At 48.5% G+C, this 18,123-nt stretch carries 10 protein-coding genes; 4 read left to right on the forward strand and 6 right to left on the reverse strand.

Annotated features, from left to right (window positions below; all coding sequences use genetic code 11):
• Nucleotides 1-35 precede the first annotated feature (35 nt).
• Nucleotides 36-3,140, forward strand: a complete 3,105-nt coding sequence (locus tag ACLHR0_RS28730; RefSeq protein ID WP_436491269.1) for an amino acid adenylation domain-containing protein — start codon at nt 36-38, stop codon at nt 3,138-3,140.
• Between the two features lie 48 nt (nt 3,141-3,188).
• On the opposite strand, the gene ACLHR0_RS28735 is transcribed toward ACLHR0_RS28730, so the two are convergent.
• The 4 genes from ACLHR0_RS28735 to ACLHR0_RS28750 all read right to left on the reverse strand — a co-directional run bounded on the left by ACLHR0_RS28735 (nt 3,189) and on the right by ACLHR0_RS28750 (nt 10,056).
• Entirely contained in the window at nt 3,189-4,271 is a 1,083-nt protein-coding gene (locus ACLHR0_RS28735) for an efflux RND transporter periplasmic adaptor subunit (protein WP_436491271.1), read from the reverse strand.
• A gap of 17 nt (nt 4,272-4,288) precedes the next feature.
• Nucleotides 4,289-7,426 (reverse strand): efflux RND transporter permease subunit, encoded by a 3,138-nt coding sequence (locus ACLHR0_RS28740; protein WP_436491273.1) that lies wholly within the window; start codon nt 7,424-7,426, stop codon nt 4,289-4,291.
• Between the two features lie 13 nt (nt 7,427-7,439).
• Nucleotides 7,440-8,816 (reverse strand): TolC family protein, encoded by a 1,377-nt coding sequence (locus ACLHR0_RS28745; protein WP_436491275.1) that lies wholly within the window; start codon nt 8,814-8,816, stop codon nt 7,440-7,442.
• Nucleotides 8,817-8,883: 67 nt separating this feature from the next.
• Nucleotides 8,884-10,056 carry a chromate transporter gene (locus tag ACLHR0_RS28750; RefSeq protein WP_436491277.1) on the reverse strand — a complete coding sequence of 391 codons (1,173 nt, stop codon included), beginning with the start codon at nt 10,054-10,056 and terminating at the stop codon, nt 8,884-8,886.
• A 225-nt stretch (nt 10,057-10,281) separates the two neighbouring features.
• On the opposite strand from ACLHR0_RS28750, the gene ACLHR0_RS28755 reads away from it, so the two are divergent.
• Together ACLHR0_RS28755 and ACLHR0_RS28760 are read left to right on the forward strand one after the other, a co-directional pair.
• Complete coding sequence (locus ACLHR0_RS28755) at nt 10,282-11,433, forward strand: MFS transporter (protein ID WP_436491279.1); 1,152 nt, start codon at nt 10,282-10,284, stop codon at nt 11,431-11,433.
• A 97-nt stretch (nt 11,434-11,530) separates the two neighbouring features.
• The gene (locus tag ACLHR0_RS28760) at nt 11,531-12,085 is read left to right on the forward strand and encodes a hypothetical protein (RefSeq protein WP_436491281.1); all 555 of its coding nucleotides are present in this window, start codon (nt 11,531-11,533) and stop codon (nt 12,083-12,085) included.
• A 638-nt stretch (nt 12,086-12,723) separates the two neighbouring features.
• Here ACLHR0_RS28760 and ACLHR0_RS28765 read toward each other — a convergent pair.
• Both ACLHR0_RS28765 and ACLHR0_RS28770 read right to left on the reverse strand, forming a co-directional pair.
• Nucleotides 12,724-16,335: a TraB/GumN family protein gene (locus tag ACLHR0_RS28765; protein WP_436491283.1), complete on the reverse strand. Its 3,612-nt coding sequence runs from the start codon at nt 16,333-16,335 to the stop codon at nt 12,724-12,726.
• Nucleotides 16,336-16,442: 107 nt separating this feature from the next.
• Nucleotides 16,443-17,510, reverse strand: a complete 1,068-nt coding sequence (locus tag ACLHR0_RS28770; RefSeq protein WP_436491285.1) for an NADH:flavin oxidoreductase — start codon at nt 17,508-17,510, stop codon at nt 16,443-16,445.
• A gap of 88 nt (nt 17,511-17,598) precedes the next feature.
• On the opposite strand from ACLHR0_RS28770, the gene ACLHR0_RS28775 reads away from it, so the two are divergent.
• Nucleotides 17,599-17,934, forward strand: coding sequence for a winged helix-turn-helix transcriptional regulator (locus ACLHR0_RS28775; RefSeq protein WP_429047375.1), 336 nt, complete (start codon nt 17,599-17,601; stop codon nt 17,932-17,934).
• The last annotated feature ends 189 nt before the right edge of the window (nt 17,935-18,123 follow it).

The following is an 18,123-nucleotide window of genomic DNA, read 5'->3' on the forward strand; positions in this document are numbered from 1 at the left end:
AACGCCCCTTTTTCTTAATTTCTAACTATTATTCTATGAAGCCCAAACACGCTCCCGTGGAGCAAAACTATGCGTATGAAAATCCGGAAAATTTTATGGTACAGGGAGAGCAATGGCGCTACGACCGCTCGGCCACTGTTATCTCTCTTTTCAATCAGCAGGCTGTACTTAACCCGGATCGCACTGCGGTGGTATTCGACTCAGCTGTAGTCAGCTACGACACCCTACACCGGCGATCTAACCAGATGGCGCATTACCTGCTGGAGCAGGGGGTAAAGCCAGGTGATATTATACCGGTATGGATCGACAGGTCCGTTGAATGGCTGGTAGCAGTAACTGGCATCTTAAAAACGGGTGCGGCATATGTGCCCATTGATCCGTCCTATCCGCTTAAACGGGTACAGGTGATACTGGAAGACACCGGAACCAGCTGCGTGATCACGACCAGTAAACATACATTACCGGATGCCGGTAAGTATCACTATGTGATGCTGGATTCGCTGGACAGTCTTGATGAATGGCCAGATGCCCTGCCGGAGGTACCGGTGACCGCCGATGACCGGGCATATATCATCTATACTTCCGGTTCTACCGGAATGCCAAAGGGCGTGATGGTGGCGCACCGGTCTTTACAACACCTGGTAACCTGGCATCAGCAACGGTTTGAGGTAACTGCAAACGACCGGGTTACCCTGGTGGCGGGAATTGCTTTTGATATTTCTGTTTGGGAGATATGGACTGCACTTACTACCGGCGCTACGCTGGTGATAGCCAGCAACGAAGAAAGAACGGATGCAGCAGCGCTGTTGCAGTTCTATACCAGGCATGGTATCACGCATGCTTTTGTTCCCACCGTGCTGGCGCCGGAAGTAGTAGCACTCAGCCGCTCTGTTCCCCATCTTCACCTGCGCTACCTGTTTACCGGCGGAGAAAAACTGAAGCCAGTACGCACACATGGCCTGGATTATCAACTGGTGGATTATTATGGTCCTACTGAATACAGCATTTTCGCTACCTGCCGGATTGTGCGCGATGAAAACGGGGAGTATGTACCGTCCATCGGGCAACCGGTTGCCAATACACAGGCATATATTTTAAACCAACACCTGCAGCCCGTGCCTGCAGGTGGTATTGGGGAACTCTATCTCGGCGGGGAAGGACTGGCACTGGGATATTGGAACAGACCCGCGCAAACTGCAGCATCATTTATTGACCATCCGTTTATACCTGGTGCGCGTTTGTATAAAACCGGTGATCTCGTCTCCTTATTGCCGTCGGGTGAATTAACTTTTTCAGGGCGGGTCGATAACCAGGTGAAGATCCGTGGGTTCAGGATAGAACTGGGGGAGATAGAAAAAGTGCTGCTGCCAATCGATGGTATCAAAGACGTTGCTGTGATTACACGCGACGATGAAAAACAGCATAAATATATTGTTGCTTTTTTAGTGAAAAACTGGGAAGCAGCAGCGCCGGAAATCGCGGCCATCAGGGCGGTGCTAAAAGAGGCGCTGCCAGGCTACATGATCCCTTCGCAATTTATTTTCCTGGATAAAATCCTCGTAACCCCCAATGGGAAAACGGACCAGGCGAGGTTATCGCAGCTGGCCGCTGCCTATGAAGAAGAAGCAGTGTATGAACCGCCGGTAACAGATATGGAAATAACGGTTGCTGCTATCTGGGAAAGTGTATTGGGGCGGAAGGCCATCAACAACACGGATAACTTCTTTGATATCGGAGGCAACTCTGTTCGGGTAGCGCCGGTAGTAACTGCGTTGGGGAGAAGGTTGTCTTTGAAAGTATATATGAGAGATGTATACCAGTTCCCGGTGCTGAAAGACCTGGCGCAAACCCTGACGGCCCGGCAGGCACAGGCGGATACCATTGTGATGGAGGAAGACGTGGAACCCTATGTAGCATTACAGCAGGATGTGTACCTGAAACCCGGCACTGTTATCCGTAAGGATTTTGACATTATAAGGCTTCAAAACCCGGGGGCAATATTACTCACCGGCGTTACCGGTTTTGTAGGCATTCACCTGCTGAAAGACCTGCTGCTGGCTTCCAATGCAAAGGTATACTGTCTTATCAGGGCCAGTAACGAATATTACGCGATGGAACGGATCAATGGATACCTGAACAATTATCACATCCACCTCGATGAATCGCTGCGCCAGCGTATTATACCGGTAACGGGCGATTTCTCCAAACCGGATATGGGATTAACGGAAACCGGGTTTAAGGAATTAGCTGATACCATTGATGTGATTTATCATTCGGGCAGTTCCGTCAATTTCATCGAACCTTATTCGTATATGAAGTCGGCCAACGTGGAAGGGCTAAGGGAAATTATTTCCTTTGCAGCTGCCGGTAAAACAAAATGCCTGGTATTGCTGTCCACTATTTCTGTATACAGCTGGGGGCATGTGTTCACGCATAAAACCGTGATGAAGGAAACAGATGATATTGGCCAGAACCTGCTGGCGGTGAGCAAAGATATCGGCTATGTAAGAAGCAAGTGGGTGATGGAAGGCATCGCAGATCTTGCGGCTGCGCAGGGATTGCCGGTAATTACCTACCGGCTTGGCTATGCGATGTGCCATAGCGAAACCGGCGCCAGCGCACCTTACCAGTGGTGGGCCGGATTGGTAAAAAACTGTGTTGAGTTTAATGCGTATCCTGCATTAAAGGAGTTAAGGGAAGGCCTGATTACGGTAGATTACATGACAAAGGCCATCGCTTATATTTCAAAAAAGGAGACAGCCCTGGGTCTAAAATTTAACCTGATTGCCAGCCCGGAAACGAACCTTACGTTGCAGCAGTTTTTTGACCTCTTGAATAAATACTATTCTTTTGATCTGCGTGGCCTGCCATATAAAGAATGGAGAAAGATATGGGAAGATGATCCTGCCAACAGGTTGTATGCGCTCACCAGTTTGTTCAAAGACAATATGCACGAGGGGCTGTCTACCGTAGAGTTGTACCAGGATACCTACATTTGGGATAACACCCATGTGGCTACTTTCCTGGAGGGGAGTGGTATAGCGGAACCTGTGTTTGATAAGGAATTACTGGATCGTTATCTGCGATACCTGGGTGTGTTGCCGGGGCTCTATTCAGAAAAGGCGATTTATCAGCAGTGATTTATAAAAGATGCCCGCCAGGAACAACCGGCGGGCATCTTTATTATATTATTTTAATGTCCAGAGACCTGGGCTGCCGGGCTTTCTTTCATCTGTTGCTTTTTTAAGCAAGGTATCGCCGGGAGAGAGGTTGCCAAATATTTCAATGCCTGCATCTACCGTCATGCCCTGGCGTACGTCCACCCATTCTGCCTGGCCCTGGTGTACTCTAATCACAAACTTCCTTTCCTGCGTAGTGGCTACGGCTGCAAATGGCACGATGAAGGAAGTAGTGCCGCGTTCCAGCGGCAGCTTTACATATGCAAACGATCCTGCTTTAAGTAAGTGATCACTGTTATCTACCTGGAACTCCCACAACTCCGTGCGGGTGCCGGGATCGATGGTTTCAGACTTACGGGTGAGCGTAGCTTTAAAGCGCTGGGTAGGGTAGGCATCTACGCGAAAGTCGATGTTTTTTGACGGGCTTGCGGCAGCGGTGTATATCTCGGGCACGGCTGCACGAAGACGCAGCGTGCGGTTATTCTGAACGGTGAGCAGCATGGCGTTGGTGCCTACGAGCGCACCGGGATCGGCTTTACGCGCGGTAATGATGCCATCAAAAGGCGCGGTGATATACAGGTAGCCGGAAACTTCCTTGTAGGACTGCGATTGTTTGCTGGCGGCAATGTAAGTGGAGCTGTCGGCCAGCATCAGATTGCGGCTTCGCTCGAGGTCTACCGGGGCAACGATGCCCGGTGTTTTCGCCTGTGATGCCCTGTAGAGGCGCTCATAATTATCCCTGCTGGACGCCCATTTCGCTTTGGCGGATTGTAAAGCAGCTTCGGATTCCGCCAGGCGGCTGTTGATTTCCGGGGCTTCAATTACTGCCAGTGTTTGTCCTTTTTTTACGCGGTCACCCAGGTCCACTTTCATGCTGCGCACAAAGCCCTGTACTTTGGCAAATAATTCAGCGGTTTCGTAGGGGATGAGTTCTGCCGGTAATTCAATTGTTTTTTTAACAGTGTCCTGCTTCAATAAGAATACCGGCACGGTATCCGCTGCGGCACTGTCATTTTTATGCTCCGGTTGCTGCGCTGCGTTGCCGCAGGCTGCCAGTGTTATAACCAAACTGATAAACGCGAAAGATCGCATATGATTAAATTTATTTTTTAAGATTGTTTGTCGTGATGAATACTGTTTACATCATCCGGATCTAAAGATACCGCCACAAATTTCCTTCTTCCAACGATCAGCTGGTACACCTGCGGCAGGAAAAATAATACGCTGATGGCTGAAAATAAAAGGCCTCCGATCACTGCGATGCCCAGTGGTGCGGTTTGATCGCCTCCTTCGGAGAGGCCTGCTGCCATTGGGATCATGCCTGCTATCATTGCGACGCTGGTCATCACGATGGGACGCAGGCGTGTTTCCGCTGCGCGGAGATGACCTGCCTCGATCCCTTCTTTCCGGTTATACTCTGCACCGGTAATAAAGAGCACGGCGTTTGCAATGGCCACGCCCACCGCCATGATGGCGCCCATATACGACTGGATATTCAGCGTGTTACCGGTAATAAAAAGGAACAGCAGGGAACCTGCTACCACCGCGGGTATAATGGACAAGGTTGCCAGTGCCACGCGGAACGATTGAAAGTAAACCGTCATCAGCAGGAAGATCACGACGATAGCGATCAACAGTCCAAACTGCAGGCTGGTAAGCGTTTGCTGTAACAGTTGTGGTTGTCCGCGAAGCAGGATCTTTGCTCCATTGGGCAGTTTACCCATGCCGGAAATGATGCCGTTTATTTTATTAAACACGGTTCCGGCGTCCTGCCGGTGGATGTTTGCGGTGATGGTGATATAACGTTGCTGATTGAGGCGGTCGTATTCACCGGCAACAACGGTGCGTTTCCACGTGGCTATTTCACTGAGGTAGTGGGTGTTTCCAATGCCGCCGGAGATCGGAATTGCTTCCAGTTGCGCGGTGCTGTTCATCCGGTATTCGGGGTATTGCACCTGCACCTGGTAGGCGGTTCCGGTCGATTTATCGAGCCAGTAATTAGGCGACGTAAAGCGGCTGGAGGAAGTAGCGGTAACAACAGAGCGGGCGGCCTGTTCGCCGGAGATGCCGAGCTGTCCGGCTTTTACGCGGTCTATTTCCAGCCTGATGGCCGGGTAATCCAGCGGTGTGGCAATTTGCAGATCCCGCAGCGAAGGAATGGCCGACAGCTGATGTACCAGTTGCTGCGCTGTTTTCCTGCCCTCTGCGAGGTTGCGGTTTACCACAGCTATTTCTATGGGGTTCGTGCTGCCGAGGTTCAGCACCTGTTCCACGATGTCGCCCGGTTCAAATGAAACCGTGGCTTTCGGAATTTCTTTTGCAACGGCTGCGCGTAATTTCTCCCGGAAAACAGCTATCGGAATCACATCTTTATTCAACTTTATTTTTGTTACTGATTCATGCGGGCCACCGGTCCACAGATGAATGTAGTTTACGGGGAAGCTGGACGGCTGTGTGCCAATAAAGGCAGAAGTGATGTCGGTGTTCCCTTTGCCGGCAATGCTGTCGGACAGTCGCAACAGTTTCCTGGTAGCATCTTCTGTACGTTCAAAACGGGTGCCTACGGGCATGCGTAAACGAACTTGTGTTTGGCCGCTGTCGGTTTGCGGGAAGAGTTCCGTGCCGGTAAAATAGAACAACACTCCCACGAGCAGCAATGACACTACCAGGAACAGGGTGGTAAGCCATCCAAAGCCGGTTTGAAAGCGTTGGCCGGTGTTGGTATACCGCTGTTGCAGGCGATGGTAAAAGCCGGTGTTCTGTTGGGTTTGATGATCCTTTAGCAACCAGTTGGCCGCTACCGGCACAAAAGTTTGCGATAGCAGGAAAGAAGCTATCATGGCGAAGCCTACTGCCAGTGATAAAGGCAGGAACATGGCTTTGGGCACGCCGTTCATAAACAGGGAGGGGACAAATACCGCGAGGATGCTCAGGAGGATCAGCAGTTTTGGCGCCGCTATTTCCCGGCAGGCATCTGCAATGGCGCGTGCTTTATTTTTACCCGCTTCCTGGTGCCGGTGAATATTTTCAATGGTTACCGTGGCTTCATCTACCAGGATGCCTACTGATAGGGCCAGTCCTCCCAGGGTCATGATATTAATGGTTTGACCGGCGAGGTATAACAGTGTGGCTGCCGAAAGTAATGCCAGCGGGATGGTCATAACCACGATGAGCGCGCTGCGCCTGTCGCCCAGGAAAAACCATACCATCAGGCCGGTGAGCAGTGCGCCGAGTCCGCCTTCAAACAACAGGCTTTTCAGGGAGTTGATCACGTATCCGGACTGGTCAAATTCGTAGGTTACTTTTATATCTTCCGGGATGGCCGCCTGCATATCAGGCAGTGCCGCTTTTACCCGTTGCACTACCTCCCAGGTGGAAGCGTCGGCGCGTTTTGTTACGGGGATATAAACAGAGCGTTTACCATTGACCAGCGCATAGCTGGTTGTTACATCAGATCCCAGCGTAACGTTGGCAATATCTTTCACATATACCGCCGGTCCTGCGCCGGATTGCAGCGGCGTGTTCTGCAGGTCCTGTAATGTTTCGATCACGCTGTTTTGCGGCGTGATGTAAGTGGTATCGCCGATGCGCACATTGCCCGCAGGAGAAATAGTATTGTACTTCGCGATGGTTTGTACCACCTGGTCCGGTGAGAGGTTATGCCCGCGCAGTTTTTCCGGGTCTATGGTGATCAGTACTGTTTTCTGGTTACCACCAAACGGCGGTGGGGCAGATACGCCTGGCAGTGTTGAAAACATAGGCCGCACGCGGAACAGCGCCAGATCTGATATTTCTCCCAGCGAGCGGCTGTCGGAGCTGAATACGAGTTGTCCCACCGGCACGCTGCCAGCATCAAAGCGCGTAATAAATGGTGGCACGGTACCGGGAGGCATAAATGCCCTGGACCTGTTCACATAGCCTACTACTTCTGCCATTGCCTGGCTCATATCAGTGCCTTCATTAAATTCTATTTTGATGAGGGCCGCGCCTTGTATACTTTTCGACTCCACGTATTTAACGCCGGTGATGTATAGAAAGTGGTATTCATAATAAGAAGTAACAAAACCTTCTACCTGCTCGGGCGACAACCCCCCGTAAGGCTGGGCAACATATACCACGGGCAGTCCGAGGCGCGGGAATATATCCACCCTGGCATTGCGGATGGAGAGGAAGGAAAAAAAGAGGATGGCAATAACAGCTACCAGTATGGTGACGGGATGCCTTAATGCCGAAATGATTAGTTTCATAAAGAATGGATCGTTATTTCAGTTTATCTGTAAAAACATTCAGGTTGCCATTTGCCGTAGCCAGTTCCAGTAAAGCATGCCATGCCTGGAGGAATGCACCGGCTTCACCTGTTTCCGCTTTCAGCAGTTCATATTGTCCCTGCATCAGGCGTGTAAAATCTACCAGTCCGCTTTCGTAGCTGAGTTTCAGTCCGTCGAAAGCATACCGTGCTGCCTGCGATTGTATTAACGCCTGGCGTGCAATCAGCAGGTTCTGGTCGTAATTAAACTGTGCGGTTTCCTGTTGCTTTTGCAGGTTCAGTTTTACCTGGTCCAGTTGTGCTTCATCGGATTTTAACAGTGACCGGTATTGTTTTTTCTGAAGATTTACCTGTGAAAACTGTAGTATCGGGAAGCTAAGCTGGATACCGGCGCCATAGTTCTTATGGGAAAGCGACCAGCCGTCGGCCTTATTGATATTACCGGCAGCATCCACACCTGAGCCGCGGGCATAGGCATTTGCCCAGAGATCCAGTTTGGGGCGCCATGCGCGTCCGGCTTCTTTCAGTGCTGCTTCACTTACTTCTTTTTTTGTTTGATAATATTGGAAAGAAGGATGTGCTGTAAGGTTGGTGGTAGTATCGGCGCCGGAGGGGAACTGGTTTATCAGCGATGTATCTGCCAGTAAAATATCATCCGGTTTACCCGGCAGGTCTGCCAGGCGGCTGAGTTCAGTGAGTTGTGCATAGTATTGCCGTTGAGCCGTCATCAGGTCCATCCGGGCCTGTGCCAGCACCGACTGGAACTGTGTGGTATCAATGCCGGGGCGTAGTCCCTGTTGAGCCAGCACCAGCGATTGCTGCAGGCCGGCCTGGGTGCGTTCAATATTCGACTGGTAGCTCAGTAGTAATTTCTGCAGGTACACCGCATCCAGGTAAGTGGATATAGCTAAGTACTGCTGGCGGAAAAGCGCTTCATTGTAATAGCTGCCTGCCAGTTTATATTGAGCAATGGCTTTTTCAACGGCGGCCTGGCGCTGGCCGAAGGTGAGCGGGTTCCATTTTACCAGGGCGGTTAATGCCGTACCGGGAACGGGGTCGTAGGTATTCCCGGCAGATGGAGGGCCGCTGATCGGTAAAAACAAACCGGGATAACTCATGCCGGTAATATTGTTGTAGGTGGCATATCCTGCCTGGTATCCTGCGGTAAGCTCCGGCATCAGTGAATTCCGGGCCATACGCACATTGTATTGCGCGGCCTGGGATTGTTGTTCCGATGCTTTCACCTGTGGCTGCGATTGTACCAGTGATAGTAACTCTTTGATGCGGATAGTTCTTTGCTGTGCTATACCAGATAATGACAGCGTGATGAAACAGCCGCTGATCAGCATCTTTTTATGGTAAACGTTCATTTATCAAACTGTTTAAAAGTATGGTGCCGGTCTTTCTGGTGGGAATTCTCCCGTTAAGATATTACAATCATTGGATATTTTTCAGCAAAAGTCCGATGCCTGCTGCTGCCAGGATGATCAACGGCTCCGGTACTTTTTTAAATCGCCATATTATCACCACCGTAATAATGGCGATAGCGATGGTATAGGCATCGGTTAAAGACCTTTTACCCAGCACAATCACTGCGCCCGAGATAGCGCCGATAGCGGCGGCGGTAACGCCATCTACAAATGCTTTGATACCGGGATGTTTCCCGTATTTCCTGAAATAGGGCGCCGGTACAACTGTAAAGATATAAGAGGGAAAGAAGGTGCCCAATGCAGCTATGCAGGCGCCGGCAAAGCCGGCCACCAGGAAACCAATGAATGCTACGGTGATCACTACAGGTCCGGGCGTGATCATGGCAACAGCTACGGCGTCCATAAACTGTTGCTCATTCAGCCACGCATGTTCCTTCACTACGCCGCCATAAAGGAATGGAACGATGGCCAGGCCGCTGCCGAAAACCAGTGCGCCTGCTTTCGTAAAATACAGCAGGAGTTGCCAGAGGGTGTTGCCCGATGTAGTAAGAGAAGCATTGAACAGGAGAGGAAATGATAACGATTTGATAAGATCTGCCGGCTTCTTTTTCAGGAAGGATATTTTCTTCCCGGGGGATTTCAACCACCAGTAAATAATACCCGCCCCGAGGAAAAGCCATATGTTTTCATTTTCTTTCCAAATGGTGTAAGCAGCTGTAAGGAGATAGATGCCTGTCAGCCATTTATCTGCGCCGATTGATTTACGTGTTAGCTTCCAGGCGCTCATAGCGATGATGCCTATGACGGCCGCTCCCACGCCATAGAATACGGCCTGCATCCAGGGGATTCCCTGCCATTGGGTATAGATGTAACCCAATATCACTACGATGATGAACGATGGCAGCACAAATGCCAGTCCGGCCAGTGTAGCGCCGAGGATGCGGTAATGGACATACCCGATATAAATGCCCAGCTGGGCCGCCAGTGGTCCGGGGGCGAGTTGGGCCAGTGCCAGGCCTTCTTTATAATCTTCTTCAGTGATCCATTTGCGTTGCTCTACCAGGTCGCGGTGCATATAGCCGGCCAGTGCCACGGGGCCTCCAAAGCCCAAGGCGCCCAGGCGGAGAAAATAAAGCACTAGCTGTTGAAGCGTATAAGAAGGTGTGGTATTCTGATCCATGCAGCTCAATTTGGGTGCAAAGTGCGGCAATGGGGTAGTAAAAAATAGAACGAAAACGAAGGTTTGGTATGGATTTTACTTTTTCCTGAAGTTTTTTTGGGTGGGTAGCAAGGACTTTTAAATCGTTGACAAATAAGATGCTTTCAAAAAGGTGAGTATCACACTTAAAAGTGTACATGCCAATAACAATGTTATGGTCCTGCAAATTTGCATAAAAATTTACACATGCAAAGCAGGATGAAACGCACCCTTTATTTATTGGCGTTAGGGGTATTTGGTATTGCTACCACAGAGTTTGGCGTAGTTGGCATATTGCCGCAGATAGCCTCCCATTTTCAGATCACAGCAGATAAGGCTGGTTGGCTGTTGAGTGCTTTCGCACTGGTAATTGCCGTATTCGGGCCGTTTATGACCTTATTGTTTTCGGGCGTGGACCGGAAGAAAGCGATGGTGTTTGTATTGATGGTTTTTACGATCTCGAATATCCTGTCGGCGCTGGCAACTAATTTCCCTTTATTGTTGTTTGCGAGAATATTACCCGCATTTTTGCACCCTGTATTCTGGTCTATTGCCTTGTCTGCCGCAGCGGGAGCAGTACCTGCAGCAGATTCGCCCAAAGCAGTGGGAATTGTTTTTGGCGGCTTTACCATAGCGAGTGTATTGGGCGTGCCATTGTCCACATTCATAGCGGATGTTTTTAACTGGCAGGCCTCCTTTGCTTTATGCGCCATAGTAAATGGATTTTCCCTGCTTGGTTTATGCTTATGGTTGTCGCCGATGCCGGTAAGTGTAAAGGCAACCTTTGGTGACCAGGTAAAGATTTTAAAGAAACCGGTATTATGGATACAATTGCTGCTGGCTTGTTTAATGGTATCTGCTATGTACGCGAGCTATGGTTACCTGGCTGTTTATCTGAACAGCATCACCAGAATGAATGGCCGCGAAATCAGTGTTATGTTGCTTATTTTCGGAGTCGCGGGCGTTGGCGGCAACTGGGTGGCCGGCAAAATGTTGAGCAGGAATATTTCACTTACCACTATTATGTTTATTTTGTTGCTATCGCTGGCGCACCTGTTGTTGTATGTAGCCGGCGGTTTTTTTATCCCGATGGTGATGGTTATTATTGTGTGGGGATTTATTCATACCGGTGGTTTCCTGATCAGTAATATCAATGTCACTTCCGCGGCGCCGGAGTCACCGGAGTTTGTCAACAGTATTTTTACTTCCTGTGGTAATTTGGCGGTTACTATAGGCGCCACGCTGGGAGGTATGACTATTGCCAGGGCAGGGGTACAGTATGTAGCGTATACGAGTATTGTTTTGCTGGGGCTGGCCGGGGTGGTATGGGGTTTTTCCAGGTGGTGGCAGGGGAGATGAGGTATAGTCACACTACCCAAGCACTTCCGTCAAATTTTTCCGCAGATGCTATAGTAAATAGCATTATTGGTACTACAGGAGATATAAAATTAAAATCTTGAAATTAACATGGGGACTTATGATAGTCATTGAAAATTATTTGAGAAAAGCAAATATCAAAGGAGGGGTGAACGGACGGCTTTTGGAAACGAAAGATTTTTTTTCCCTTGAGAATGACAAACTTGTACAAGATAATGTTGAGTGGTTTAAAGATGGGCATCTGATGTATATTCCGGGAGCTTTAATAATATCAGTTAATGGACTGAGGGTTTTGGATTTTAAGGATTGGGATTATCCATATTGGATATATGGGCAGTTGTGTGACTTTCTTGACGAAATTAATGCAGGTAAAGGTTTTAAATTACCATATTTAGAATCAGATAGTTGTATAGATGTAACGCCATTAAACAGGGAACTTTGCCTATTGAGTTATCTGTCAAATGGGAACGTGCTATCAAGAATTGATTGCAAAAAGAACGACTTATATAAAGCCTTTCTTAATGGAGCTTTACAGGCCTTTCGGATCGTTGATGAACATAGAGGAAAGAATAGCTCAAAAGATATTTCAGCGTTAGAAAGTTGTTTGACCAAATTAGCAAGTACACCCGAATAATAATCATTTGCTATTGCTTATATTTTATCGAGCTTTAAGGGTTATCAATAATATGTTTGTTTTTTGTTCACTTGTAGGTTTTATTTTTTTTAGATGAGGCTATTTCCAAAGAAGTGAAGAGAAGTGGATGTAATAGAACATCAGCCCGATACAGTGCGTATTCTTGTGGATTGAATGAAATTGAAGTAAGAAAGAAATGTCATTTTAATCGGATAGGACGATATCTGTATAATGTGCCAAATGACACATTGGGTCAAGAATCAACTGATTCTACGCATTTGGTGGGTGGTGATTATCTTTCAGCCTGATTCTACGTTTCACGCTAATAGATTGGTTCCTTTTTTAGAAGATACAGTAGGTGTTTGGGATGCAGGGACATGTGGATTTGAAAGCTCTGGCAAATTGCGATTTAAACACACACCAGTCGTCATAGACTTCTCGCCGTACAATGAGAATGATTCAATGTTTGCCATTATTGGATCTAATGGAAAAGATGGAAGACCACACTATTATTGGTTTAAAAAGCAACCCGGTCACTGACCGGGTTGTTTAGTTATGTGCAAACCTCACGACGGCAACCGAAAATTGTAGGTAACAACCCGATCATCAACCAGTCAATTCAATGCTCCCCGCAATCCTCATTCCTCTCCCTCCTCCAAATACTCCCTGTAAGCTTTCGTCGCCACAGCATTAAGCTTCGTCTTATCCACTACATTCTTCCCCTCCATCCAATACATAAACACGGGCTCAAAATTAATTTTAGCAGGATCCACGGAATAAGGTCCGTTCAAAACATATTCCCAGTCGTCGCTGCCATCAGTTTTGAAACGGTACAATATCAGCGATACGGTAGGTTGTACCTTTACACGGGACACCTGTTCAATGGCCGTCACGGTATAGTCGTCGCTCAGGTAATTGGCGATGTAACTGCGCCCCAGAAGCTCCTGGGTAAGCAGAGGACGGATGTATGCCAACTGTTTTTGTTGCTTTAATTCCCCGATGAACGAATAGCCTGCACTATAATCCGAGAGAATATTGCGGAGGATTTTATCGTTTACTTTGACGCCCCGGCTTATTAACCCGCGTGCGCCAAGGGCACAGAGCGACATTGTGGTATCTGCCAGGAGTTCGTGGAAGCTTTCAGTGGCGGAAGCAGGCATTCCCGGTAGAGCAAGTATCCGGCCTGTATACAGCAAGTCGTTTTCCCAATACCAGCTGCTGTCTGAATCGGCCTGGCGGCTTTTCCATTTTTGCAGCTGCTGCTTAAATAGTTGTGTTGTGCCCGGCAGGAGACGTTCAGGTTTATATTGACTGAACCGGGGAGCGTACCATAAAGAGTCATCGCTGGTGTATGCGGTAAAGGCATACAGGAAAGTTTCCGAGCGGCCGGCAAGATTAATCATGGCAGGGAGGTACTTTTCATACAGACTATCATTCCTGAATGAAAAAGCAAAAATATTCCGGGGAAACGGCGTATTGGCGGGCAGCTCGGGAGCCAGGCGCAGAAAGGTGAGGACAGCCGAATCTGAAGGAATGCCGTTTATAAAGCGCAGTATATTTTTGCGTTGCTGAATGCTCTCTGTGGCCGCAAATAGTTTCTCGGCTGCATGTACGACGGTATCACCGGTTGCACTTTCCAATGAAAGCAGCAACCGCACCTTTGCATTGCTGGCGCCTGTATCTGCAGGAAAAGGTTTGTTTAATGCACTTATAATAGGTCCAATATCCGAGCTGTCGGGATGCAGGTTGTTCAGGTAGTCACTGGCTTGATAGAATACTGATGTATCGGAACTTTGCAGATCCTTCAACAGCATGGATAGCTTCTTCTGCTGCAGGTGGAGGGTATCTGCCCGTTCCCGGCTGCCCGGATGAAAAGAAGCAAAGTATTGCTGGGCATATCCTGTGGCAGCCAGTTCTTCCGGTACAATTGCTGACAACCGGTAAATGGTATGGCCGGCAATCACCGCCTTCCGGTAAAACCGCAAGCCGGTATTCCGCCGTTTCAGATCAACTTCGTATACAGATAAACCATCCTGCGAATATTTCCGGCTGCCCATCACAACAAAGGTCGTGTCTATGCTATGTATGTAAGTTTTCAGAAGACTGTCAGGCTTGTTGTGATAATAAGGAGCATACTTTTCTATCTCTATCAGGTATGTCGAAAGAGAAGCACTATCCATGGATGTATAATAGTTGGCATTAACAAACGATGATTCATATTGTTGTTCGAGAGGTCCACCGGTAAACTTATCTGGTCCGGCTACTATAAAGCTGCTGTCTGCAGGTGCAAAAGTTACGACCGGGGCTCGCGGCTGTAAAGGAAGAATATGAAAGCCGTAGAGGAAATGTTGCCAGTAGCTGCTATCTGTGTGAGCAGCATCATAGGTTGTCAGCAGGCAATATGCCAAATTCCCCCTGGGAATATAATGTAAGCGGGAAATAAAGCCATTGTTATGCTGATAGGTAAGCTGGTATAGTGGAAGACCATTCTTTTCCGTTAAAACAGAGTCGGTCAGCTGTAATGTGCTGTCCTGCTGCAATATCGATGTCCGCAGGTCTTTCAGCACCTGTCTGTCATCAGTATTATAATATCCCCTTTGCATTTTTTCTACACGCAGCACATAAGAGATATTATGAGCGTTATCCAATGCAGAATACACTTCTTCGGGCCGCATGCCTTTCTTATTACCAATATTCATGTGATTATGCTCAGATGGCAGAAGCGCAGAAAATCCCAGTTGAGGCTGATACAGCGTATCATATTTGGTTTCAGGCCGAACAATATCGTAGAAACGCACCGACCGGAAAAAGTCCTTTCTGCTACTGCTGTCTGCTTCCTCCGAGCTGTGCATAAATAGAAACGCCCTGTTGTTGATAATGAAAACCCGTACATAGAAAGGCAGGTTCTTCTGCAGCAGGATGGCCTCTGTGCCTGCCATGTTGCGGTAGGTGATAGGATAGGATTTTTGCAATACCGCATCATCCTGCGCTGCCATGTTCGCGATCATAGATTGCACCAGCTGGCTCCGGTCCATTGCCAGTTGGGGAATGTCCATCGAAAAGGCAAATCCTGCTTCCACATCGTTACCTCCGACGAACATTTTGCCGTTTACACCGGGCAAAGGATATACCACAGGCACACCCGGTAACACAATGCTGTAACCATTTGCCATCCTGTTCAGCGAGTATCCTTTCAGGCTGTCCAGCTGTTGACGCTGGCGACGTGTTTCGCCGGTGAACTTGGCGCTTACCGGGGTAACAGTATATCCTTTTTCACGAAGTAAGGATAACATGCCTTTTTCACCAGGTAAATGGGCGACGCCTACCGCGGCGAAAATGCTGTTTTTGTTGAGCATTGAAACAAGATTGCTCACCATTTCCTTGTTCCGGACTTCCAGGCTGGGACCATCCTCAGGATCTCCCCAACTATTCACGAGCTTTGATATCTTCTGCAGATCGCCCTCATAATACAGGTCTGCGAGTTCATTGAGATGGGTTACCCGTGCTTCGAGCCGGTCGGTTCTGTCTTTCGCATCAGCCTGGCCGGCGGGCTGGTAGCCAATACTCCACAGGAATATTTCCTTTTGTGCTTCCGAAACATCCGCGCTCATAACACCCAGCTGGTTTTGTATCCTTTCGAGGCTATGCACCGGTTTATTAAGCCTGGTCGCTTTCTGATGTAACCAGCCATCCAGGAAAATGTTTTCCGGTTTTTGGTTAGGACCGGCATTTTTATTGAGTTCCCCTTCTTCATCCACGAGCAGTTTTTCGAGAAACCATAAGCGTTTCAGCTTCAGTTGCTCAAGGGGAGAACCCGTCTTTTCCCTTACCAGGCTGTCTACGTAGTGGTACTCCTCGTTGTTCAGTAAGTGACGCATATGGTTAACGGTATCCTGCAAGGGGCCTCCGGGCGACAACATGTACGCCAGCATTGAATCCATATCCACTTCCATGGCAAAAGCTGAGGCGTTACGTAATGCTGTAAGCACGGAGTCACTAAACTCAAACACGCGCCTGTCAGTAAGGTGCATAGTGCCAAAGAGGTACGAGGGGGCATGCAGGCCGGGGCCATCAATGCGCCAAAGCAGTTGATAATTTGCCCTGTTGTTGGATTGGGCATGTAAAAAGGCTGTTTGCATAAGCAGGGCTAACAGCAGGGTTATTGCTACGGGTACAAAATGCCCGGCATTTTGAGGCCGGCGCCGGGTACAGGAATTAAACATGGCGCAAATGTAATAATGTTGCAGCATGTTTAAAATCGAATAAAAGTTGTATTTAGAAGATGCTATTTCTATCACCGTGCCACATAAATAATAAGTCCCCGGCCAACAGCCGGGGACTTATTATTCAATCCCCATCAATACAACGTCCTCATACTCGCTGCATCAAATGGCTTCAACTGATCAAACTGCTGCTCCCTCACCTTCTTCACCCAGTTAGGATCGTGCAAAATTGACCGGCCAACCGCCACGAGGTCAAAATCGCCCCGTTCGAAGCGACGTTCCAGTTCGCGCATATCCGTAACCACGTCTGAGTTCTCACCGGAGAAGGCGCCCATTACATCGCCGGAGAGGCCTACAGAGCCGACAGTAATGGTAGGCTGACCGCTCACTTTTTTAATCCAGCCGGCGAGGTTCAGATCGGACCCTTCAAACTGGGGTTCCCAGTATCTCCTTTGCGAAGCATGGAAAATGTCTACACCTGCATCTGCGAGTGGAATGATCCAGTCTTCCATTTCTTTTGGATTGTGCGCCAGCTTTGCGTTATAATCGGTGGCTTTCCATTGTGATACACGGAGGATGATCACCAGGTCGGGACCTGCTGCAGCCCTTATGGCTTTTACGATGGCGGTTGCAAAGCGGCTTCTTTCTTTGATGGTTTTGCCGCCGTAGTCGTCGGTGCGTGAATTGGTTTTGTCCCAGAAGAATTCGTCGATGAGGTAGCCATGTGCGCCATGGAGTTCTATGGCGTCGAACCCGGCTTCTTTGGCCGATTTGGCGGCGTTGGCAAATGCGGCGATAGTGGCTTCAATATCGCTTACCGACATGGTGGAAGGGTTTTCTATTGGTGCAGCCGGCGTCCATCCGCTCATGCCGGGAGCGTCACCGGTATGCCATAGTTGTGGGGCAATAACGCCCTGTTGTGCATGAACGTGGTCCACTACATTTTTCCATGCTGACAGTGCGGCGGTTCCATAAAAATTGGGAATGTCTTTTTCATTCTTCGAGGCTGGCCGGTCGATGACGGTGCCTTCGGTGAGGATCAACCCCACTTCTCCGGCAGCGCGGCGCGCGTAATAATCAGCTACTGCCTGGGTGGGTATGCCATCCGGCGACGCCGCGCGTGTCATGGGCGCCATCACAAAACGGTTTTTCAGGTGAAGACCTCTGTATTGAAACGGTGTAAAAAATGATGCGTAATTCATTGAATATTTCTTTTACGCAAAGCAACAACCAAATGCTTAATTTTACAGCGGCTTTGGAGCAATACCAGTTACCTTAAGGTAAGTACAAATGAAAGATAAGATATTAACGAAATACAGCGATTGCCCGATCAAACGGTCAAAATCAATCATCGGATCACGGTGGAAACCTATTATTATTTACGCATTACGTAACCGTAAAATGCGCTTCGGTCAACTGCATGCTATTATAGGCGATGTATCTGCAAAGGTGTTTGCGCAATGTTTAAAGGAACTGGAAGCAGAGGAGATTATTCTTCGTGAAACATATACAGATACTCAGGCACATGTGGAGTACAGCCTTACATCAAAAGGAGAGGGACTTGTGCCGATTATTGTATCCCTGCTGCAGTGGGAATGGAATAACTACGAAGTAACGCCTGTATAAAGCCGACATATTAGTAATTATTACCCTGTTTTAATGTTTGGCAGAAGCTGTCTGTGCCAGAAATTCCTGTTCCCATCTTTCCCATATATCCCGAAAATCCCTGCCAGCCAATGTTTTCACTGCTCTCTGCCGGTGTGTAATAATTTATAATTATAGCTAATGCGAATTTATTTATAAAATAATAATATT

The sequence above is a fragment of the Chitinophaga sp. ARDCPP14 genome, from assembly GCF_051362515.1.
Lineage (GTDB): Bacteria > Bacteroidota > Bacteroidia > Chitinophagales > Chitinophagaceae > Chitinophaga.

Coding starts and splice junctions, on each gene's coding strand:
- ACLHR0_RS28730 (WP_436491269.1), top strand. CDS start 36: ATGAAGCCCAAACACGCTCCCGTGGAGCAAAACTATGCGTATGAAAAT.
- ACLHR0_RS28735 (WP_436491271.1), bottom strand. CDS start 4,271: ATGCGATCTTTCGCGTTTATCAGTTTGGTTATAACACTGGCAGCCTGC.
- ACLHR0_RS28740 (WP_436491273.1), bottom strand. CDS start 7,426: ATGAAACTAATCATTTCGGCATTAAGGCATCCCGTCACCATACTGGTA.
- ACLHR0_RS28745 (WP_436491275.1), bottom strand. CDS start 8,816: ATGAACGTTTACCATAAAAAGATGCTGATCAGCGGCTGTTTCATCACG.
- ACLHR0_RS28750 (WP_436491277.1), bottom strand. CDS start 10,056: ATGGATCAGAATACCACACCTTCTTATACGCTTCAACAGCTAGTGCTT.
- ACLHR0_RS28755 (WP_436491279.1), top strand. CDS start 10,282: ATGCAAAGCAGGATGAAACGCACCCTTTATTTATTGGCGTTAGGGGTA.
- ACLHR0_RS28765 (WP_436491283.1), bottom strand. CDS start 16,335: ATGCTGCAACATTATTACATTTGCGCCATGTTTAATTCCTGTACCCGG.
- ACLHR0_RS28770 (WP_436491285.1), bottom strand. CDS start 17,510: ATGAATTACGCATCATTTTTTACACCGTTTCAATACAGAGGTCTTCAC.
- ACLHR0_RS28775 (WP_429047375.1), top strand. CDS start 17,599: ATGAAAGATAAGATATTAACGAAATACAGCGATTGCCCGATCAAACGG.